The organism is Guyparkeria sp. TX1 (assembly GCF_046523965.1).
Lineage (GTDB): Bacteria > Pseudomonadota > Gammaproteobacteria > Halothiobacillales > Halothiobacillaceae > Guyparkeria.
In genome coordinates this window covers 1,979,193-2,000,685 of sequence record NZ_CP144142.1, presented here as the reverse complement: position 1 = coordinate 2,000,685, position 21,493 = coordinate 1,979,193, and the positions used below count along the sequence as shown (strand labels likewise).

Below are 21,493 nucleotides of genomic sequence, written 5' to 3'. Positions count from 1 at the left end.
CATCTGGCGGGATTTTTTTGCTCAAGCGCAAAGGCTTTCAATGGCCTGGCGGGCAGGGGCGATCAAGGGTGTGCCTCGACCGGCCGTTCGCGGATCACCACCAGGCCCGCCGCGATGATGATCAGGCCACCGAGGATCGTGAAGGCATCAGGCCATTCGCTGAAGATCAGCCAGCCGAGTACGGTCGCACCGAAGATCTCCAGATACTGCAGCGGGGCGAGCAGGCTGGCATCGCTGCGGGCGAAGGCCATCGCGATCAGCACATGGGCGAAGGCGGCGAGCACCCCGGCGGCGGCCAGCCAGAACCATTCGTGCGGTGCCGGCATGTCCCAGCGGGCGATCGACCAGCCGAGGCCCTGGCCCAGGAGCACGAAGCCCAGCATGATCAACGAGGCGGCGGCCCCCACCCAGAATTGCAGTACCAGCGCATCGCGGGGCCGGGGTGCGCTGGTCCAAGCCCGCGTCGCGGTCAGGTAGCCCGCATAGCAGGCAGCGGCGGCGATCGGCAGCAGGGAGGCCAGTCCGTAGGCGCTCCAGTTCGGGCGCAGGATGACCACGGCACCCACCAGCCCGCCGAGCACGCCGATCCAGCGCCTGGCGGTGATGCGCTCGCCCAGGAACAGGGCGGAGAAGATGACCAGGATCAACGGCTCGACGAAGAACAGCGCGATATTGTTGGCCAGTGGCAGGTGGGCCAGCCCCCAGAAGAGGAACAGGATCGAGGCGGCAATCAGTGCGCCCAACAGGAGATGGATCGGCCGCAGCCGGCCACCGCGCCAGTACATGGCGACAAAGGGCAGCAGGAAGAGGGTCTGGAACACGAACCGAAGCCAAGCGATCTCGCCCACCGACAACTCGGTCGACAGCCACTTGGCGATGGTGTCGGACATCGGGATGGTCAGAACGGCGAGGGCCATCAGGATCAGGCCCAGACGGTGATGATGTTGGCTCTCTGTCACGGTGCACCCATCGAACAGTTAGGTAGCTAAGCAAACTAACATGCTCTCGCAGATAAGGACAGCAATGGACGCGGCGGTACTCGTTGCCTACAGTCCAGTGCGACGCCAGAACCCCTTTTCCATGGCGCGGACACCCTGAATTGACGTCGATGAGGTCTTGACGAGATGAGCGAACTGGCCACGAATCGCTGTGCGGCATGTCGGGCCGATGCGCCCACCCTGGACGACAACGAGATCGCTGCACTGCAGAAGGAATTACAGGATGACTGGCAGGTGATCACCCGCGACGGAGTACGACAGCTCGAGCGCGTGTTTCGATTTGACGATTTCGCGAGCGCCCTGGCCTTCACCAACGCCGTGGGCGAGATTGCCGAGGCGGAAGGCCATCACCCCGCGCTGCTGACCGAGTGGGGTCGGGTGACCGTCACCTGGTGGAGTCACAAGATTCGCGGGCTGCATCGCAACGACTTCATCATGGCCGCGCGTACCGACAAGCTCGCCGCCGAGCACTAGGTCACTTGCCTGTCTTGCAGACATTGCTCCTCTGGGCTTGGCTGGCCAGAAGAAAAAAACCGGCCCCGCTACGCGGAGGGCCGGTCTATCGGTCCGATCAACGTATCAATCAGTCAAGTTGGAACGTGATTTTGGCGTTGATGCGGTACTTGGTAATGCGGTTGTCCTCGACCTTGGCCTCGAAGTCCTTGATGTAGATCGACTTGATGCCGTGGACACTGCGGCTGGCCTTGGCGATGGCTTGGTTGGCCGCGTCTTCCCAGGACTTTTCCGACTCCGCGAGGACCTCGACGACCTTCAACATGTCGTTGCTCATGGCTTCCCTCCTGCCTTGTGCGTGGATGGATAACGCCACTAACAAGGGTAGATGGTGATCGGTATCCTGTCAGAGGCAGTCGAGTCCTCGTGGCGCGGGCCCGACGTTCAACCTGACCCAAGCAAAGGCGATACATGTTGCCCAGTTCAGACCCGGTGAGTGGCGATGATTGACTGGTTTCTCACGCCGATCGACGCCTTCGTGAACGCGTCCCCGGTCGTGCAGGCACTGATCGCCACGCTGTTCACCTGGGGCATGACCGCCGCCGGGGCGCTGCCGGTGTTCTTCACCGATCGCGAGAACCGTCGGTTGCTCGATGTGCTGCTGGGATTCACGGGCGGGGTGATGATTGCGGCCAGCTTCTGGTCGTTGCTGGCGCCATCGATCGAGATGGCCGCGGATCTGTCCGTGCCCGCCTGGTTCCCGGCGGCGGTGGGATTCGCCCTGGGCGCGGTGTTCCTGCGCGGGGCAGATCTGATTCTGCCGCACCTGCATCTCAATGCCCCCATGCACGAAGCCGAGGGGATGCCGACGACCTGGCGGCGAACCACGTTGCTGGTCCTGGCGATCACCCTGCACAACATTCCCGAGGGGCTGGCGATCGGGGTGGCCTTCGGCGCACTGGCTTATGGTTTTGACAATGCCAGCCTCGGGGCGGCGGTCGCGCTGGCCATCGGCATCGGTATCCAGAATTTCCCCGAGGGCATGGCCGTAGCGATGCCGTTGCGCCGCGAGGGGATGAGCCGGAGAAAGAGCTTCTGGTACGGCCAGCTATCCGGCGTGGTCGAACCGATCGCGGGGGTGATTGGGGCGGCTGCGGTGCTGTTCTGGCAACCCATCCTGCCCTACGCGCTGGCCTTCGCCGCCGGGGCGATGATCTTCGTGGTGGTCGAGGAGGTGATCCCCGAGGCCCAGCGCAGTGGCCATGCCGATGCCGCGACGCTGGGTGTGGTTGGCGGGTTTATCGTGATGATGGTGCTGGACGTGGCCTTGAGTTGAATGACCTGGCCCGGATGCGAGGGCTAGAACCAACGCCTTCTCTTGAGCCAGAACCCTAGCCCGGCGCCAAGGGCGACGATCAGCAGCATCACCCACCAGAATCCCATCTCGGTCTCCACCCACGGCATGCCGCCGACATTGATGCCGAACAGCCCGGTGACGAAGCCCAGCGGCAGGAAAATCGCCGCCACGATCGACAGGATGTACATGCGGGTGTTGAGCTGATCGGACAGCCGCGTGAGCAGTTGTTCGTGGATCATGGCGCCGCGTTCGCGGGCCATGTCCAGGTCTTCGACTAGCCGGGTGAGCGCGTCGGCCTGTTCGCGGATGCGGCCGCGATCGAGCGAGGCGAGAAGGGGGCGGTTGATGGTCGACAGGCGGGCCAGGGCGTCGCGCTGCGGCGCGAGATAGCGGCGGATGACGATGATGCTGCGGCGGATCTGGCCGATGCGACCGCGCAATTCGCGGTCGGCGCCGTCGAGCAGTTGCGCCTCGAGCTCGTCGATTTCCTCCTCGATCGACTCGATCAACTCGTCGGTGCGTTCGGCCAGGCCCTCGACGAGTTCCATCAGCAGTTCGCCGAGATCGGCAGGCCCGGTGCCTTCCTCGATCCGGTGCGCGATCCCCTCGACGGTGCGCAGCGGGGAGCGCGAGGTGCTGATCAGCCGATCGCCGTCGAACCACAGCCGGAGCGAGATCATGTCTTCCGGTCGGCTGCCCGCGTTGAAGTTGACGCCGCGCAGGATCAGCAGCAGGCCGTTGTCGTGCTCGACCACGCGCGGGCGGGTGTCCTCGGCGAGCAGGCTGTCGACCACCAGCTCGTCGACGCCGGCGTCCTGCTCCAGCCAGACGCGATCGTCTGGGTCTTCCCAATTGAAGCGGATCCAGGTGCCGACCGGTTGCTGGTGTGGGCCGGCCTGGCCACCGCCACCATCGAGACGGATGCAGTCACGCGTGCTCATGGGTGCCTCTCCCGGTATCGCGATGGGTCACGGTTTGAGTTGGATCGAGCCGGCCGCACGTCGGGCCCGCTCCCGTGCCGCCTCGACGGTCTCCGCGCGGGCCAGCGCCACGCCCAGGCGACGCTTGCCGGCCAGCGAGGGCTTGCCGAACAGGCGCAGTTCGGTGCCGGGTTCGGTCAGCGCGGCGGCCATCCCGGTCAGTATCGGGTGTGTGCTTTCGCCCTCGCGCACGATGGCGCAGGAGGCCGACGGGCCGCGCTGGCCGATCTCGTGCACCGGTAGGCCCAGCATCGCCCGCAGGTGCAGGGCGAATTCCGACAGGTCCTGCGAGACCAGGGTCACCAGCCCCGTGTCGTGCGGGCGTGGCGAGACTTCGCTGAACCACACCTGGTCCTCCTTGACGAACAGCTCCACGCCGAAGATGCCGTAGCCGCCCAGCTCCTCGACGATGGTGCGCGCGATCTCGCCCGCCCGTGCCAGCGCCGTCTCGCTCATCGGGTGGGGCTGCCAGCTTTCGCGGTAATCGCCGTCGACCTGGGTGTGACCGATCGGCGGGCAGAGGGTGATGCCGTCGCGATGGCGGACGGTGAGCAGGGTGATCTCGTAGTCGAAGTCGATGAACGATTCGACGATCACCCGTCCGCGTCCCGCCCGGCCGCCGGACTGGGCGAACTCCCAGGCGCGCAGTGCCGTGCTCGGCTCGCGCACCAGCGACTGGCCCTTGCCCGATGAACTCATCACAGGTTTGACCACGCAGGGGGTGCCGATCTCGTCGATGGCGGAAAGAAATTGCGCCTCGGTCTCGGCGAAGGCGAACCGGCTGGTCGGCAGGGCGAGGGCCTCGGCGGCCAGTCGGCGGATGCCCTCGCGATCCATGGTCAGCCGCGCCGCGCGTGCATTCGGGGTGACCACGAAGCCCTGTGCCTCCAGCTCGATCAGTGTCGGCGTGGCAATCGCCTCGATCTCCGGGACGATCAGGGCGGGCATCTCCTGGGTGATCACGCTCTTCAAGGCCGTGCCGTCGAGCATGTCGATCACGTGCGAGCGGTGCGCAACCTGCATGGCCGGCGCGTTGGCGTAGCGGTCGACCGCGATCACCTCCAGGCCCAGCCGCTGGGCCTCGATGGCGACCTCCTTGCCGAGCTCGCCGGCGCCCAGGAGCATCAGCCGGAGGGCCTCGGGCGAACCGGGGGCGCCCAGTTGCGCCGCGCGGGTGTCGATGCTGCCGTGATCAGCCATGGCCAAAGTTCTCCGTGACGTAGTCGATGTCCTTGTCGCCACGTCCGGAGAGGTTGGCCAGGATGGTGGTGCCGGGGTTCTCCCGGCCGAACTTCATCGCCCAGGCGATCGCGTGGGCCGATTCCAGCGCCGGGATGATGCCCTCGCGGCGCGAGATCTTGTAGAACGCATCCAGGGTCTCGTCGTCGCTGATGGCGTGGTAGTTCACCCGCCCGGAGGTCTTGAGGTGCGAGTGCTCCGGGCCGACGCCGGGGTAGTCCAGCCCCGAGGCGATCGAATGCACCGGCGCCGGGTTGCCTTCTTCGTCAGCCAGCAGCAGGCACTTGAAGCCGTGGATCATGCCGGGCTTGCCGAAGGTCATGGTGGCCGAGTGCTGGCCAAGCTCGGTGCCCTTGCCCAGCGGCTCGACGCCATGGAGCTGCACGTCGTCATCGTCGATAAAGCCGGCGAACAGGCCTAGGGCGTTAGAGCCGCCACCGACGCAGGCAGTGACGTGATCTGGCAACTCGCCGGTCATCTCCAGGTATTGCTCGCGCGCCTCGAGGCCCATTACCGACTGGAAGTTGCGCACCATCTTGGGGAACGGGTGCGGGCCGACCACCGAACCGATCGCGAAGATCGCCTCGTCGGCCTGCGAGAGATAGCTCTGGAAGGCCGAGTCCACCGCTTCCTTGAGGCTGCGGCCACCGAAGCCCACCGGCACCACGTTGGCTCCAAGCAGCTTCATGCGCGTGACGTTGGGTGCTTCCTTGGCGATGTCGATCTCGCCCATGTGGATCTCGCACTCCATGCCGAAGTAGGCCGCGGCGGTCGCGAGGGCCACGCCGTGCTGTCCGGCGCCGGTCTCGGCGATCAGCTTCTTTTTGCCCATGTGCTTGGCCAGCAGCGCCTCGCCCATGCAGTGGTTGAGCTTGTGCGCGCCGGAGTGGTTGAGGTCCTCGCGCTTGAAATAGATATGGGCACCGACATCGGCACTGAGGTTGTGCGCGTAATAAACGGGGGTGGGGCGGCCCTGGTAGTGCTTTCGGATGTAGCTCAGCTCGTTGAGGAAGTCGGCCGATCGCATCAGGCGCAGGTAGGCCTGTTCGATCTCGGCAAAGTGTGGCTCGAGCTCTGGTGGCAGAAAAGCGCCCCCAAATTCACCGAAGTAGCCTTCCTTGTTCGGAAAATCCTTTAGATAAGACATTCAAACTCCCTGCCTGGTGATTGTGTTGCGTGCCTGCATGATCCAACGGCAGGGAAGTGTTGCCAAGTCCCCGGCATCCGGTCTGTCCCTTCTGTTTCGTGTTCGCCAGCAAACTCTGCATTCCCCGTGCTGGTGCACTAAGCTGCACATAAGTTGTACAAGACATGTACAATAACGATACAAAAATGCCGATCTTGACCCCCTGCATCTGTCGGGAGCGAGGCGGCCGGGAGGAATCGAAGATGTTCAATCGTCGTCTGCACAACGAACTGGCCGAGTGCCAAATCCAGCTGCGCCAGCGAAATGCCGTGTTGGATGCGGTGCGTGGCTCGGTCGCCTACATCGAGTTCAGCCCGGACGGCCACGTGCTGGACGTCAACGAGCGCTTTCTCGAGACGGTGGGCCGCTCGCGCGGCGAGGTGGTGGGGGCAAACCACCGCTTGTTCTGCGACCACGACTACGCCGAGTCGACCGCCTATCGACGTTTCTGGGACATCTTGCGCAGCGGGGAGTCGCACTCGGGCACGTTCCCGCGGGTGACGGCCGGGGGCGATCGTCTCTGGCTGGAAGCGACCTACTTCCCGGTCAAGTCGGCGGATGGCCGGGTCGAACGGGTGGTCAAGATCGCCTCGGACGTGACCGAGCGTGCAGAGGAGCTCCGTGAACACGAGGCGATGTTCAAGGCGCTGGATCGATCCATGGCGGTGATTTCGTTCACCCCGGACGGCACGATTATCGATGCCAACCGCAATTTCCTCGACACGGTGGGCTACACGAGCGACCAGGTCCGCGGCAAGCACCACCGCCTGTTCTGCGACGACGCCTTCTATCGCGAGCATCCGGATTTCTGGTCGGAGCTGGCCGGTGGGGCATTTCGGTCGGGCAAGTTCCGACGTTTTCGTTCCAACGGACAGGAGGTCTGGCTGGAGGCGACCTACAACCCGATCCTCGACGAGGACGGGCGCGTGGAGAAGGTGATCAAGTTCGCAACAGACATCACCGAGTCCGTGCTGGCCGCTGAGCAGACACGCGATGCCTCGTCGGTCGCGTACTCCACGGCGCAGCAGACCGCCGACATCGCCGCCCGGGGTGCCGATTCGCTGCGCACCTCGATCGAGACCTCGGAACAGATCCGGGAGTTGATTGCCGACGCCAAGGCGGTGATCGGTAATCTCAACGATGAATCCAAGAACATCGAGACCATCGTCGCCACCATCAGTGCCGTGGCCGACCAGACCAACCTTTTGGCGTTGAATGCCGCCATCGAGGCCGCGCGGGCCGGCGAGCAGGGTCGCGGCTTTGCCGTGGTGGCCGACGAGGTGCGCCAGCTGGCCGCGCGCACCAGTGCCGCCACCGGCGAGATTGCCGAGGTGATTCGCGGCAACCTCGACTACACCGGCGATATCGTGCAGCGGATCGAGAACGCCAGCCGGGTGGCCGATCTGGGTCGAGAACAGGTCCGCTCGGTCGAGGCGATTGTCGAGGAGATCCGCGAAGGCGCCTCGCACGTCCTCGATTCGGTGTCGTCCATCCCACGCGGCTAATCGCGCCCGGGACGCAACTCCCTCTCTCTATTCCCCGTTGTTAGCGGGGTCATCGTGATCCGGCCTTCCTTACTGTCTTGCCCGCTGAGTGTCATCACGATCAGTGTCGAGGGACGGCATGGCGTCTGATTGACACGAAAGTGGTATGGCGTAGGTCCTATTCGTGATGAACTATGCTCGGACCGTGCCCACTACGCACGATCAAGGACGGAGTGTGCCGTTGCGCCATCCGGGAGGGATAGCTTGCCGATTCAAGAATCGATCGCGAGACGGAATGCGCGTCACTGGGTCACGCTGCTGTTGGGGCTTGTCGGTTATGGCCTGCTGGTATGGAGCTTTTGGCAGGGATATCGGGAACTCGAGCATACGACCACTCAGAAGGCCTTGAGCCACCTGCATGCCGAATACGAGGCCTGGGCCGACTGGCAAGGGTTACTGGCCGACCAGATCTATGAGGATCGGCTGCAACGAGATCAAGTCACGGACATTCTGGCCGAGGCTGCCAACACGACCGATACCCAGCGACATTCGTCGCTTCGGGAGCGCCTGTCCCACGCGCTCGAGGACCTTTACCCGCGCCTGCAGGAGAAGGGGGTCCGGCAATTTCATTTTCATCTGCCGGGCGCCGTTAGTTTCCTCCGTTTCCACCGTCCAGACCGGTTTGGCGATTCCCTTTGGGAGGTCCGGCCCAGCCTGCGCCAGGTTAACGAGCAGAGAGTGCCCGTCTCGGGTTTCGAGGAAGGGCGTCTCTTCAACGGGTTTCGTCACGTCTATCCCCTGTTCCACGACGGCGAGTTTGTCGGCTCGGTGGAGGTCTCGTTCTCGTTTCGCGCCGTCCTGAACCATCATTCCGAGTTGGATCACGGGCTTTATCGGCTATTGGTGGACCGGGACCTGATACGCAAGAAGGGCTGGGAGGCGCAAGTCTCGGAGAACTACCTGGCATCGGAGCTCAATTCACGGTTCGAGGTCGACCGGTATGCCGACCTGGTATCCCTTCCCGATCTCATCCCGCCTGAATACGCCTGGCTCGTCGACAACCTATCTGCCTACGACGAGCAACTTGCCTCTAGGGTGCAGGCGCGCATGGCTGAGTGGGCGGCGTTTGCCTTGACCGTGGGTCAACCGCGGCCCTTGGTGGTGTCGTTTCTACCTGTCCAGACCATCGGGGGCGAGTGGGGGGCGTACATCGTGCGCTATGAACAAGCCCCTGGGATGGGGCGTGAATGGGGTTACCTGTGGTTCAAGATCCTGTTCACGGGGGTGCTTCTCCTGGTCGCTATCGTGCTGGTGGTAAATCTCGACAGGCGGGAGACGCGTTACACGCGCGAGCGCGAGGCACTATTGGCTTCGCTCCAAGAGCGCGAACAGAGCCTCAAGGAGGCTCAGCAATTGGCTCACGTCGGTAACTGGGAATTTCGGCTGCCGTCGGGACAGGTTCAGTGGTCGGATGAGATATATCGGATATTCGGTTATGAGCCCGGCGAGATAACGCCAAGTTACGAGCGTTTTCTGAAGGCGGTTCACCCGGTCGACCGGGAGCGTGTCCGGGCCGCAGTAGAGCGCGCGCTGACCAGCGGAATTCCCTATAACGTCGAACACCGCATTTATCGCAAGAACGGCCGTGTGCGCTACATCCAGTCCCGGGGCCAGGCCGAGCCGAATATCTCTCCCTCCCGCCTTTACGGGACGGTCCAGGACGTCACCGCGCGCCGTCGGGCCGAAGAGGAGCGCCGTCAGGCGGCGGCCATCATCGAATCCACCCACGAGGGGATCATGGTGACCGACGAGAACGGGTTGATTCTCCGGGTCAATCCCGCCTTCACCGACCTGACTGGTTATGCCTCGGATGAGTTGATCAACCGCCCTGCGTCAAGCTTGTGTGTGGACCAGCCCGGGGAATTGCGTTGCGAGGATGTCTGGAAGCAACTCGAGCGCAACGGGGCCTGGGAGGGTGAGATCTGGCAAAAACGCCGGCATGGCGAGCCATTGCCCGTGCGGGTGTCGCTCACGTCCTTGAGCTCGGAGTGGGGGGCAACCCATTACGTCGGGGTGTTGACCGACATCTCCTCGTTCAAGGAACGCGAAGCGGCCATGTGGCGCAGTGCCCACCATGATGCGCTTACTGGCCTGTCGAACCGGGTGTTGCTCCGGGAGCGGATGTCGCGAGCCATCAAGGAGGCGCGGCGCCATGGCGACCTGGTCGGTTTGCTCTACATCGATCTCGACGAGTTCAAGCCGGTCAACGACACCTGGGGCCACGACGCGGGAGATTATCTCTTGTGTGAGGTGGCCAATCGGATGCAGGGCGTGATGCGCGAGACCGACACGGTCAGTCGATTGGGCGGTGACGAGTTCGCCGTGTTGATCGCTCGCCCGACGACACATGAGGATGTCCAGACCGTGGTAACGAAGCTACGGGACGAACTGGCGCGTGCCGTGGTCTGGCGTGGCCACGATCTCAAGATCAAGCCGAGTATTGGGGTGGCGCTCTACCCGAACGACGGCCAGACCGCAGAAGAGCTGCTCAAGGTGGCCGATCGGGCCATGTACGCGGAGAAACAGCGTCACAAGGAGGCTGAAGGATCGGTGGCGTCGAACAATCGGCGTTAAGGTGAGTCGGCATCACGCCCGCCTGGGCTGTACCGGTTGTTCTTGTGCCTGCTTGTTTTCGGTGGTCGCCAACTCCTGCGAGTGAGGCAGTGTGTATCGCCCCGGAGAGGCCCCGGAGAGCCCGTGGGCAACCAAGATCTGGAGTAGGGGAACATCGCAGCTGTCCCCGTCGGTCAGGCATCGGTCAGGCCCGGGGCATGTTATAAATTCGCTTGCATTCCCTCCGCCCGAGGCCGGCTCTGGGCGAGGGGCATTCATCAGCTACGGACGACGGATGCCGCAGACTCAAGCACCCATCAGACGTCTCTACCTCCGTCATGCACTGGTTATCCTGACCGTGCTGGTGGGGTTTTCCGTGCTGGTGTGGACGTTCGTCGACTCACACCGTGATCTCAAGCGTTCGCTCGGCAAGGAGGCGTTGAGCCACCTCGTCACGGAGTACGACCTCCTCAAGAGCTACCAGCGCACGCTGGCCGAGGAGATGGTTGCCAGTCAACTGGGCACGCCCGGGGTGGTCGAACTGATGCGCCAGGCGGCAACAGCCACCGATCCTGACGATCGTGCGCGGTTGCGTGAGCGTTTGCACGCCCGGTTGAAGCCTGTCTATGAGCGCATGCGGGACAATGGCTTTCGCCAGTTGCACTTCCACCTGCCCGGCGCGGTGAGTTTCCTGCGATTTCACCGCCCCGGCGCGTTTGGTGACGAACTCTGGGACGTGCGGGCGGGCCTGCGGCTGGTCAACGAGACCCGGCGCCCGGTGTTCGGCTTCGAGGAGGGGCGGGTCTACAACGGCTTTCGTCACATCTTTCCGTTGATGTACGAGACCGAGTTTGTCGGCTCGGTCGAGGCCTCGTTCTCGTTTCGCACCTTCCTGATCCACCACGTCGATCTCGATGCCAGCCTGTATCGGCTGATATTGCCGCGCTCGCTGGTCGACTCGAAGGTCTGGGGGCAGCCGCGTGATCGGTACTACGCAAGCACGCCGCTCCACCCGGACTACCTGCGTGATCGGGAGGCCGACCCGTTCGCTAACCCGTCCCTGCTACCGCCGGCGGGCAACTGGAGTATCGACGAGGCGGACGCCCTGGAGGCAGCGGTGGCCGATCGAGCCGCCGGCAAATTGGCCACGGGGCGGCCGTTCTTCCTCGTTTCGCTGGACCCAAGCCCGGTGGTCATCTCGTTTCTGCCGGTTGAGAACATCTTGGGTGATGCCTCCGCGTGGGTGTTGCGTTATCACCGGGTGCCCGAGGTGGCGGTCTCGTGGCGCTGGATGTGGTTGAAGATCGCCATCGCCCTGGGGTTGCTGCTGCTGGTGGTCGCGACCCTGCTGGTGCTCGATCGCCGCGATTACCTCGGCACCCGCGCGCGGGCCCGCCTGCTCGACGACCTACACGACGAACACCAGCGGCTCGAGCAGGCGCAATGGATCGCCCGGCTGGGCAACTGGGAGTCGGACGGTCCGGGCGGCGAGATCCGTTGGTCGGACCAGGTGTACGACATCGTCGGCGTGTGGCCGGAATCCTTCCACCCGACCTACGAATCGTTCATGGCATTGGTGCACCCGATCGATCGCGATCGGGTGGTCGAGGCCGCTGAACACTCGTTTTCCACCGGTGCCCCCTTCGTGATCGAGCACCGCATCCTGCGCCCGGACGGGCAGGTGCGCCACGTGCTGGAGCGGGGCGTGATCGAGACTGGTGATGATGGCCGCGAGCGGTTGATCGGTACGGTTCAGGACGTCAGTGAGCAACGGGCACTGGCGGAAAGCCGAATGGAATCCGAGGCGATCATCGAGTCGGCGCACGAGGCGATCTTCGTCTGTGACACCGAGGGGCGTCTGCGACGCTGCAACGCCTCCTTCCGTCGACTGGTCGGGGTGGACGAAGCGCAGGCCGAGTCCTTGCGCGTGCAGACGATCTTTGCGGGTACCGCGCGCGACGACGCCGTGGACCTGACCACGGCCTGGCGCGAGGCGCGGGAACAGGGCTCCTGGGAAGGCGAGCTGATGCTGCTCGATCGGGAAAGCGGCGATCGCACCCCGGTGCTGCTCTCGCTGACGGCACTGACCCTCGACTGGGGTGAGCGCCGGCTGGTCGGGTTGTTTAGCGACATTAGCGACATCCACGACCGCGAGCGGCGCATGTGGCACCGCGCCCACCACGATCCCCTTACTGGCGCGGCCAACCGGGTGCTGTTCCACGAACGCCTGAGTCGCGCGATCGCCGAGGCCGAGCGCCATGGTGACTTGGTGGCGGTGCTCTACCTCGACCTGGACGACTTTAAGCCCATCAACGACACCTACGGCCACGACGTCGGCGACCGGGTCCTGGTGACCCTGGTGCGTCGGTTGCAGGAGGAGACCCGCGAGACCGACAGCGTGGCGCGTCTGGGTGGCGACGAGTTCGCGGTACTCGTCGTGCGTCCGGCCGATGCCGAGGACGTGCGCACCGTTGCCGACAAGCTGCGGGAGGTGGTCGAGAGGCCGATGTCGCTGGACGAGGCGACGGTGCGGGTCACGGTCAGCATCGGCTCGGCGATCTACCCGGCCGATGGCACCACGCCGGACGCCCTGTTACAGGTCGCCGACGAGGGTATGTACCAGCAAAAGGCCCGGTAACGCGCGCGGCGTCACCGAGCCTTCGGATAAAGCCCCGATTGCTCGGGGTGTGCTGGGTCCGTGCTGGACTTGTCGCCGAATCAGCTGCCGTTGGGCGGGGTGGCGCTGATGCGGTGGATCGACAGGTCCGCGCCCTCGAACTCCTGTTCTTCGGTCAGGCGGATGCCGACGGTGTGCTTGAGCGCCCAGTAGATGATGAATCCGCCGATCAGGGCGATCGTGATGCCCACCAGTGTGCCGATCAACTGCGAGATCAGGCTCACGCCACCCATCCCGCCAAGCGCTTCGAGCCCGAAGATGCCGGCGGCAATCGCGCCCCAGGCGCCGCACAGCCCGTGCAGCGGCCAGACACCCAGTACGTCGTCGATCTTCCAGCGATTCTGGGTGAGGATGAACGTGGCGACGAACAGAGCACCGGCGACCGCGCCGATCGCAAGTGCGCCCAGCGGGTGGACGATGTCCGAGCCGGCGCAGATCGCCACCAGACCCGCCAGCGGCCCGTTGTGGACGAAACCCGGGTCGTTGCGACCGACGAGCAGGGCGGCGAGCACCCCACCCACCATCGCCATAAGCGAATTGAGTGCCACCAGGCCCGAAACGGCTTCGACGGATTGGGCGGACATGACGTTGAAGCCGAACCAGCCCACGGTGAGGATCCACGCGCCCAGGGCCAGAAACGGGATGCTCGACGGTGGGTGGGCCGCCATGCCGTTCTTGCCATAGCGACCGCGGCGGGCGCCCAGCAGCAATACCGCCGCCAGGGCGATCCAGCCGCCCATGCCGTGCACCACCATCGAGCCGGCGAAGTCATGGAAGCCTGCACCGAAGCTCGATTCCAGCCAGCCCTGCAGGCCGAACCGGCCGTTCCAGATCATGCCCTCGTAGACGGGATAGATGAACGCCACGATCAGGAAGGTCGCCGCGAGTACCGGGTAGAATTTGGCCCGCTCGGCGATGCCGCCGGAAATGATCGCCGGGATGGCCGCCGCGAAGGTCAGCAGGAAGAAGAACTTCACCAGCTCGTAGCCGTTGCCGACACTGAGCTCGGCGGCCGCGGCGTAGAAGTCCATGCCGTAGGCGATCGAGTAGCCGATGAAGAAGTAGGCGATCGTCGCGACGGCAAAGTCGCCGATGATCTTGACCAGGGCGTTGACCTGGTTCTTCTCGCGCACCGTGCCCACCTCGAGGAAGGCGAAGCCGGCGTGCATGGCCAGCACCATCGCCGCGCCGATCAAGAGAAAGAAGGTGTTCGCACCGTCCTGAAAGGTTTCCATCGAAGTCTCCCGTCTGAGTTGTTGCCTGCACCATGAGCAGGAATCGTTCCATGGCCGCATGCCGCATTACGGGGCACTCGCCCCATGATGATTGCCTATCTCTGGTGCAGTGATGTCCATGGGCGCACAACCGGGGTGCAAGGCGCGCGGCCAAGCACTGTTCGGCCGTGCATTGACTAAGCTCAGCTGACCTCGTGTTCCATGACGGTTCCCGCCGGGGGTGACCGATGACCGATCCAGACCAGAAGGCCCGTCGCGAGGCGATGGTGGACTACCAGGTGCGTGCCCGGGGCGTTCGATCGCCGAGGGTGCTCGAGGCGATGCGGCAGGTGCCACGAGAGGCGTTCGTGCCCATGGACCTGCGCGAGTTTGCCTACGACGACACCGCGCTGCCCATCGCGGCCGGCCAGACCATCACCCAACCCTGGATCGTCGCGATGATGATCGAGGCGCTCGACCTCAAGGGCGGCGAGCGGGTGCTCGATGTCGGTACTGGCTCGGGCTACGCCGCGGCGGTGCTCGCGCGGATCGCCGGTGAGGTGTACAGCATCGAGCGCATCGGCGAGCTCGCGAAACAAGCGAGTCGCGCACTGCTCGACCAACGGCTTGTGAATGTCGAGGTGCGTGTGGGTGACGGGTCGCTGGGCTGGCCCGAGGCCGCGCCCTTCGATGCGATCATGGTGGCCGCAGCGAGCCCCAACGTCCCCGAAGGGCTCAAGCGCCAGCTCGCGGTTGGTGGACGATTGGTGATCCCGGTGGGCCCAGACGAAAGCGCACAGGAACTGGTGCGGGTCACGCGTCTGGGCGAAAACGAGTATCGCCACGAAGACCTGGCCGATGTGCGATTCGTCTCCCTGCTGGGTGAGGCGGGTTGGGACGAGGCGAGTGCGCGTCCACGGCGGGGGTTCGGGCGGCACCCGATCTCCGAGCGGGATCGGTCGTTGAGTCGCCGTATTGCCGACGTGGCCGAGGGGTTCGAATCGGTCGACGACCTGCCGCTCGCCGGCCTGCTGGATCGCATCGGCGCCTCGCGACTGGTGCTGATCGGCGAGGCCTCGCACGGCACCTCGGAGTTCTATCGGGCCCGCCAACGGATTACCCGGGCACTAATCGAGCAGAAGGGCTTCGATTTCGTCGCCATCGAGGGCGACTGGCCCGACACCGCCCGCATCGATCACTACGTGCGACACGCCGAGTACCCACCGTCCGAATGGACGGCCTTTGCCCGGTTTCCCACCTGGATGTGGCGCAACGAGGAGGTGCGCGGGTTCGTCGACTGGCTGCGCGAGCACAATGCCGATCGGGCGCCCGCCGATCGTGTCGCCTTTCATGGCCTGGACCTTTACAGCCTCTACAACTCGATTGCGGCGGTACTCGAGTACCTCGACGACGTTGATCCCGAGGCCGCGGCCGTTGCCCGGGAGCGCTATGGATGCCTGACACCGTTCGAGCCCGACCCGGCCGACTATGCCCGGATGTCGCTGAGCCCCGGCTATGTCGGCTGCGAGACCCCGGTGGTCGAGATGCTGCGCGACCTGCAGCAACGGCACCGCCAGTACGCCGAGCAGGACGGCGACCGCTTCCTTGACGCGGTGCAGAACGCCCGCCTGGTCGCAAATGCCGAGGAGTACTACCGCTCGATGTTCTACGGCTCGCGCAGTGCCTGGAACCTGCGTGATGGCCACATGTTCGAGACCCTCGAAGCACTGCTGGCCCATCACGGCGAGGGCAGTCGGGGCGTGATCTGGGCACATAACTCGCACGTGGGCGACGCGCAGGCCACCGACATGTCACGCCGGGGCGAATTCAATATCGGCCAGCTGTGCCGGGCGCGTTTCGGCGATGCGGTCTACTCCATCGGTTTCGGCACCGACACCGGCACGGTGGCAGCGGCATCCAACTGGGACGAACCGATGGAGATCAAAACCCTGCGCCCAGCACTGCCCGACAGCTACGAGCGTCTCTGCCACGAGTCCGGTCGGGCCGGTTTTCTGTTGCCGTTGGGGAAGGGTGGCGACGCCCAGGTGCGCCAGGGCCTGGCCGAGCCACGCCTGGAGAGGGCGGTCGGGGTGATCTACCGCCCGGAAACCGAGCGCGCCAGCCACTACTTTCATGCCGAATTGCCCGCGCAGTTCGACGAGTACATCTGGGTCGACCGCAGCCGGGCAGTGACGCCGCTCGACAGCCGGGAACTCGCAGGCGCACCCGACACCTACCCGTTTGGCATCTAACGTCGCGAGGAAGACCCCATGAAATCGATCAAACTGGGACTGGCGTGGTTTCTCAACCCGGATCACCTGCCGTTCATTGCCGGCATCGAGAAGGGCTGGTTCCGTGACGCGGGCCTGGATCTGACGTTGATTGAGCCAGAAGGCCACTATGACGGTCTGGCGGAGGTCGCCAAGGGCACGTTGGCGTTTGCCTGCAACGAGCCACTGCACATGATCGACGAGGCGCGCCCGGGACTGCGGGCGCTGGGGTGTTTCTTCGAGACCGAGGGCGGGGTGATGCTGACCCCGGAGGGTGAGCAGGCGCTCGCGCGCGTGGAAACGATCCGGGTGGCCTCACCGGTGGCCGGCGAGGTGACGGATGATCTCGCCCGTTTGATCGTCGCGCGCTGGTGCGAACGCGAGGGTATGCGCTTCGAGTCATCGCAACTGCAGATCGAGGCGGCCGGTTTCGAGCACCTGAAGAATCTGCAGGCGGGCTTCCAGGGAGCGTGGCTATGTTTCGCAAATTTCGAAGGGGTCGAGGCCCGCGAGCTGGGCGTGGCCGCGCGATTGATCTCCAGCGTCGAGGTGGGGCTGCCCAACTTTTCGGCGCTTGAGTTGTTCACCGGCGAGGCCTTCCAGCGGGAATATCCCGAGGTGATCGAGGCGGTCACGCGGATCGCCTCGGAAGGGGCGACGCTCTGCCGCGAGGACCCCGACGAGGCGATGCGGCTGTGGTACCGACACAGCGGTGAGGCGCAAAGCGACCTGATGGACGCAATCGTTCGGGATACCTGCCACCGCCTGGTGGCCCCGGTCGTGCCGGATGTCGAGCGCTGGCGGGACATGTGGCAGCAGTTCCAACGCCTGGGCCTGTCCCAGGTGGATCAAGCCGGCTACGAGGCGATGTTTTCCCCCGTCTGACCCGGTGACCCTCAGAACGTCGACAGGCCCGTGGCTTCCATCAGGCGGTAGCGCCAATAACGCCATGGCGAGTCATCGGCGTACTCGGTGAAGGGCAGGCTGTGGCGTTCGCCGTTCTCGTTGGACCAGCGGCTATCGAAAAAGCGGCTCGCGGCCTGCAGTGCCGGGTGGCCGGCGGGGGCCTGCCAGTCGACGTTGGTTTCCATGTTGAAGTTGTCGAGATTGCGACGGGTGAAATTCGCCGAGCCGAGTAGCAGACGGGCCGAACCGTTGGCCCTGTGATGGAGCAACAACTTGCTGTGACACTGCTCGCCGTCGGTATCGCACCAGCGCACCTCGATGCCTGCGCGATGGAGCTCCATGCCGACCGGGCGATTGGGAATGCCGCTTTTCGTTCGCCCGAAGGCGTCGTGGTTCGGATCGAGCAGGGCGCGCAGTTTCACCCCGCGCTCGGCGGCACGCTTGAGCGCTTCGATCACCTCCCGATGCGCAAGGTAGAACATCGCCAGGTCCAGCCGCTCGCCGTCCTCGGCTGCCTCGATGATCGCCACGGCGGCTTCACGGATGCGGGCCTCGGTGAGCACGCGCAAGCGCCCTTCGTTCACATCAAAATAGTCCCCGCGGGGCGGCGAGGGCAGGGTGAAGGCCCGCTCGGCCCCTGACAGGCTTGCCGCAGCCTTCTCCGTTGACAGCAGGTCCAGGGCCGCGGGACCGGCAAACCGCAGCGCCACGTTGCCGTGACGGCTGCTTGCATCGTGCGGATTGGCCGAGGTGACCAGCCCGATCCAGTCATCTCCCCGGTCGGCGATCACGGTCTTGCGATGGTTGGCCTTGAAATTCAGCAGCCGCATCCATGCGTCGAGGGTGGAGGCGCGGTCCTCGGCCAGGGGGTTGGGTAGCCAGCCCGTGCCGGGTTCGCTCTCAAGCCAGCGGCAGCATAGTCGCCATAGCCCGGACCAAAGGGCATTGGGATCACGCAGTCGGTCCAGGTCGGTGGTGATGACCCGCACGCCGGCAGAGCGCAGTCGTTCGAGGTGATCGGATTCGATGCTGCCGTAAACGGTGTTGACCGGGTCGGTAATCAGCACCGTATCGAAATCCGTCTGGCGGCGCTCCTGCTCGACCAGTGCCGTGGTCAGTTCGGCCGAAAGCGGGCGATGACCGTCGCTGGCCTCGCCGGCGAAATCGTTGAACAGGAACATGTCGAGCACGAGCAACTCCCGCGCCCCGACCACCATGTCCGCTATCGCATCGAAGATCTCCTGGTCGCTGACGCGTTTGCCGTTGGGGGCGGTGTAGGTGGTGTCGGCAAGGAAGGTCACGTCCTCTGCCGGCACCCACGAGGTGGCGACATCGAGCCCGCCCGGCATCGGCTTGTAGACGTGCCAGGTGCCGACGATCAGCCAGGCGAGCAGGCCGATCGACAGCAGGACCATCAACGTGCGTTTGCCGGGGCGGTAGCGGTTATGACGCATGGGGTTGTGCTTCGGAATGGGGCGAGAGTGATGCGTGGCCGTCGGGTTGGCCGGTCGCTGCCTGGAATCCTACACGCAACGCGTGGCGAGGCGCAGGTGAAAGCAACTCAGGTATCGCCGCGACGCACCCATTGAAGCGGCGGGAGAGGTGATAGTCACTCGCTATTAAAGTGCGGTGAAAAATCAATTTGCAGCGGGTGCGTGGGGAGCCTAAGTTGGTGAACTGACGCCAGTGTCGTGAGGCACCCATCGAATGACGCAGGCGGGAAGGCGTCGGACGGATGGTTGTAGGCATAGCAGTTTTCCCGGCGGGTTCGCTCGCTGGGACATTTCGCATGAGCGAATCCGGAGAGCCGGCCGTTGAACGGTTGGCTTCCGCCGAGACCACGAGGAGAAGGAAATGGGCGAGAACGCGAACGCAGGCAAATGTCCGGTAATGCACGGCAGCCGTACCAGGATGGGCGGTGGCGGCGGTGGCGCCACGGATTGGTGGCCGAACCAGCTCAACCTCGGCATCCTGCATCAGCACACCCCCGTGTCGAACCCGCTGGGCGAGGATTTCGATTACGCCGAGGAGTTCAAGAAACTTGATCTCGAGGCGGTGAAGAAGGACCTGGTCGACCTGATGACCGACTCGAAGGAATGGTGGCCGGCCGATTACGGCCACTACGGCCCGTTCCTGATCCGTATGGCGTGGCACTCGGCGGGCACCTACCGGACCGCCGACGGCCGTGGCGGCGCATCGACCGGCAACCAGCGCTTCGCGCCGATCAACAGCTGGCCGGACAACGCCAACCTCGACAAGGCCCGTCGTCTGTTGTGGCCGATTAAGCAGAAGTATGGCAACAAGCTCTCCTGGGCCGATCTCTACATCCTGGCCGGCAACATGGCACTCGAGTCCATGGGGCTGAAGGCCTTCGGCTTTGGCGGCGGTCGCAAGGACATCTGGGCGCCGGAAGAGGACATTTATTGGGGCGCCGAGGAAGAGTGGCTGGCCACCAGTGATAAGCCGCACAGCCGTTACTCCGGTGATCGTGAACTGGAAAACCCGCTCGCCGCCGTGCAGATGGGCCTGATCTACGTCAACCCGGAAGGCCCGGACGGTGAACCCGATCCGCTCGCCTCGGCGCACGACATCCGCGAGACGTTCGAGCGCATGGCGATGAACGACTACGAGACCGTCGCCCTGACCGCCGGTGGCCATACCTTCGGCAAGGTGCACGGCGCCGGTGATGCCGCGCACGTTGGCCCGGAGCCGGAGGCCGCGCCGATCGAGGAGATGGGCTTTGGCTGGAAGAGCAGCTATGGCAGCGGCAAGGGCCGCGACACCATCACCAGTGGCCTGGAGGGGTCCTGGACACCGACGCCGACCAAGTGGGACATGACCTACCTCGACGTGCTGTTCGGTTACGACTGGGAACTGACCAAGAGCCCGGCCGGCGCTTGGCAGTGGAGGCCGAAGAATCTCGCCGAAAAGGATCACGCCCCGGATGCCGAGGACCCGAACAAGCGGGTCGGCATCATGATGAGCACCGCCGACATGGCGATGCGCGAGGACCCGGAGTACCGCAAGATCGCCGAGCACTTCCACAAGAACCCGGAGGAGTTCGCCGATGCCTTCGCCCGGGCCTGGTTCAAGCTCACCCACCGCGACATGGGGCCGAAGGACTGCTACCTCGGCCCGGACGTGCCGGACGAGGACCTGATCTGGCAGGACCCGGTACCGCCGGTCGACCACGTGCTGATCGACGAGCAGGACGCCGAGGAGCTCAAGGCGGCCATTCTGGACAAGGGGCTGACCGTGCGTGAGCTGGTCTATACCGCCTGGTCCTCGGCCTGCACCTTCCGCGGCTCGGATAAGCGCGGCGGGGCCAACGGCGCACGCATTCGCCTGGCGCCGCAGAAGGATTGGGAGGTCAACGAGCCCGAGCAACTCGCCCGCGTGCTCAAGACCCTCGAGGGCATCCAGAAGGAATTCAACGACGCGCAGTACGGTGGCAAGCGCGTGTCACTGGCCGACCTGATCGTGCTGGGTGGTGCCGCGGCCATCGAGCTGGCCTCCTGGGATGCCGGTTACCCGGTCGAGGTGCCGTTCGCGCCGGGTCGTACCGACGCGACCGACGAGCAGACCGATGCCGATTCCTTCGACCCGATGAAGCCCGAGGCCGACGGGTTCCGCAACTACCGTCGCGCGAAGTTCACCGTCTCCGACGAGGAAATGCTGATCGACCGCGCCCAGCTGCTGGGCCTGTCGGCTCCCGAGATGACCGCCCTGGTCGGCGGCCTGCGGGTGCTGGGCGCGAACCACGGGGAGAGCAAGCACGGCGTGTTCACCGAGGAACCGGGCACCCTGACCAACGATTTCTTCGTCAACCTGACCGACATGGACACGGTCTGGAAGCCCACCGAGGCGGACGAGGACATCTACGAGGGGCGTGACCGCAAGACCGGCGAACTCAAGTGGACCGGCACGCGCGTCGACCTGGTGTTCGGTTCCAACTCGCAACTGCGGGCGATCGCCGAGGCCTATGCCCAGGACGACGCCGGCGGGCGGTTCGTGCATGGCTTCGTCGCGGCATGGAACAAGGTGATGAACGCCGGACGTTGCGATCTGAACTGACCGAGGGCAGCGGCGGGGTCGGCGGAGATCCCCGTCGGTCGA

Annotated in this window: 15 protein-coding genes; 8 read left to right on the top strand and 7 right to left on the bottom strand. The window is 64.8% G+C overall.

Annotated elements, in window-relative coordinates:
- Nucleotides 1–62: 62 nt before the first annotated feature.
- Nucleotides 63–959 carry a DMT family transporter gene (locus VWP12_RS09200; RefSeq protein ID WP_410473875.1) on the bottom strand — a complete coding sequence of 299 codons (897 nt, stop codon included), beginning with the start codon at nt 957–959 and terminating at the stop codon, nt 63–65.
- 165 nt (nt 960–1,124) lie between these two features.
- Between VWP12_RS09200 and VWP12_RS09195 the strand changes: the two genes are divergently transcribed.
- Nucleotides 1,125–1,472 carry a 4a-hydroxytetrahydrobiopterin dehydratase gene (locus tag VWP12_RS09195; protein ID WP_410473874.1) on the top strand — a complete coding sequence of 116 codons (348 nt, stop codon included), beginning with the start codon at nt 1,125–1,127 and terminating at the stop codon, nt 1,470–1,472.
- A gap of 109 nt (nt 1,473–1,581) precedes the next feature.
- On the opposite strand, the gene VWP12_RS09190 is transcribed toward VWP12_RS09195, so the two are convergent.
- The gene (locus VWP12_RS09190) at nt 1,582–1,788 is read right to left on the bottom strand and encodes a dodecin family protein (protein ID WP_410473873.1); all 207 of its coding nucleotides are present in this window, start codon (nt 1,786–1,788) and stop codon (nt 1,582–1,584) included.
- A 165-nt stretch (nt 1,789–1,953) separates the two neighbouring features.
- Between VWP12_RS09190 and VWP12_RS09185 the strand changes: the two genes are divergently transcribed.
- Nucleotides 1,954–2,787, top strand: a complete 834-nt coding sequence (locus VWP12_RS09185) for a ZIP family metal transporter (protein ID WP_410473872.1) — start codon at nt 1,954–1,956, stop codon at nt 2,785–2,787.
- 23 nt (nt 2,788–2,810) lie between these two features.
- Here the strand turns inward: VWP12_RS09185 and VWP12_RS09180 are convergent, their stop codons facing one another.
- The 3 genes from VWP12_RS09180 to trpB are packed head-to-tail and all read right to left on the bottom strand — an operon-like array spanning nt 2,811 to nt 6,174.
- Nucleotides 2,811–3,749, bottom strand: a complete 939-nt coding sequence (locus VWP12_RS09180) for a zinc transporter ZntB (protein WP_410473871.1) — start codon at nt 3,747–3,749, stop codon at nt 2,811–2,813.
- Nucleotides 3,750–3,776: 27 nt separating this feature from the next.
- Nucleotides 3,777–4,988, bottom strand: coding sequence for a formate-dependent phosphoribosylglycinamide formyltransferase (purT, locus tag VWP12_RS09175; protein WP_410473870.1), 1,212 nt, complete (start codon nt 4,986–4,988; stop codon nt 3,777–3,779).
- Nucleotides 4,981–6,174 (bottom strand): tryptophan synthase subunit beta, encoded by a 1,194-nt coding sequence (trpB, locus tag VWP12_RS09170; RefSeq protein ID WP_410473869.1) that lies wholly within the window; start codon nt 6,172–6,174, stop codon nt 4,981–4,983. Before trpB ends, purT begins: the two co-directional genes overlap by 8 nt.
- Nucleotides 6,175–6,416: 242 nt before the next feature.
- On the opposite strand from trpB, the gene VWP12_RS09165 reads away from it, so the two are divergent.
- The 3 genes from VWP12_RS09165 to VWP12_RS09155 all read left to right on the top strand — a co-directional run bounded on the left by VWP12_RS09165 (nt 6,417) and on the right by VWP12_RS09155 (nt 12,948).
- On the top strand, nt 6,417–7,718 hold the full coding sequence (locus VWP12_RS09165) for a methyl-accepting chemotaxis protein (protein ID WP_410473868.1): 1,302 nt from the start codon (nt 6,417–6,419) through the stop codon (nt 7,716–7,718).
- A gap of 243 nt (nt 7,719–7,961) precedes the next feature.
- Nucleotides 7,962–10,331, top strand: coding sequence for a diguanylate cyclase domain-containing protein (locus tag VWP12_RS09160; protein ID WP_410473867.1), 2,370 nt, complete (start codon nt 7,962–7,964; stop codon nt 10,329–10,331).
- Between the two features lie 274 nt (nt 10,332–10,605).
- Nucleotides 10,606–12,948 (top strand): diguanylate cyclase domain-containing protein, encoded by a 2,343-nt coding sequence (locus VWP12_RS09155; protein WP_410473866.1) that lies wholly within the window; start codon nt 10,606–10,608, stop codon nt 12,946–12,948.
- A gap of 80 nt (nt 12,949–13,028) precedes the next feature.
- Here VWP12_RS09155 and VWP12_RS09150 read toward each other — a convergent pair whose 3' ends face one another.
- A complete protein-coding gene (locus tag VWP12_RS09150; protein ID WP_410473865.1) occupies nt 13,029–14,222 on the bottom strand; it encodes an ammonium transporter in 1,194 nt (397 codons plus the stop codon).
- Nucleotides 14,223–14,449: 227 nt separating this feature from the next.
- Between VWP12_RS09150 and VWP12_RS09145 the strand changes: the two genes are divergently transcribed.
- Nucleotides 14,450–16,453, top strand: a complete 2,004-nt coding sequence (locus VWP12_RS09145; protein WP_410473864.1) for a protein-L-isoaspartate(D-aspartate) O-methyltransferase — start codon at nt 14,450–14,452, stop codon at nt 16,451–16,453.
- A gap of 18 nt (nt 16,454–16,471) precedes the next feature.
- Nucleotides 16,472–17,356 carry an ABC transporter substrate-binding protein gene (locus VWP12_RS09140; RefSeq protein ID WP_410473863.1) on the top strand — a complete coding sequence of 295 codons (885 nt, stop codon included), beginning with the start codon at nt 16,472–16,474 and terminating at the stop codon, nt 17,354–17,356.
- 11 nt (nt 17,357–17,367) lie between these two features.
- On the opposite strand, the gene VWP12_RS09135 is transcribed toward VWP12_RS09140, so the two are convergent.
- Nucleotides 17,368–18,831, bottom strand: coding sequence for a phospholipase D-like domain-containing protein (locus tag VWP12_RS09135; RefSeq protein ID WP_410473862.1), 1,464 nt, complete (start codon nt 18,829–18,831; stop codon nt 17,368–17,370).
- A 400-nt stretch (nt 18,832–19,231) separates the two neighbouring features.
- Here VWP12_RS09135 and katG point away from each other — a divergent pair, with 400 nt between their 5' ends.
- The gene (katG, locus tag VWP12_RS09130; protein ID WP_410473861.1) at nt 19,232–21,451 is read left to right on the top strand and encodes a catalase/peroxidase HPI; all 2,220 of its coding nucleotides are present in this window, start codon (nt 19,232–19,234) and stop codon (nt 21,449–21,451) included.
- Nucleotides 21,452–21,493 lie beyond the last annotated feature (42 nt).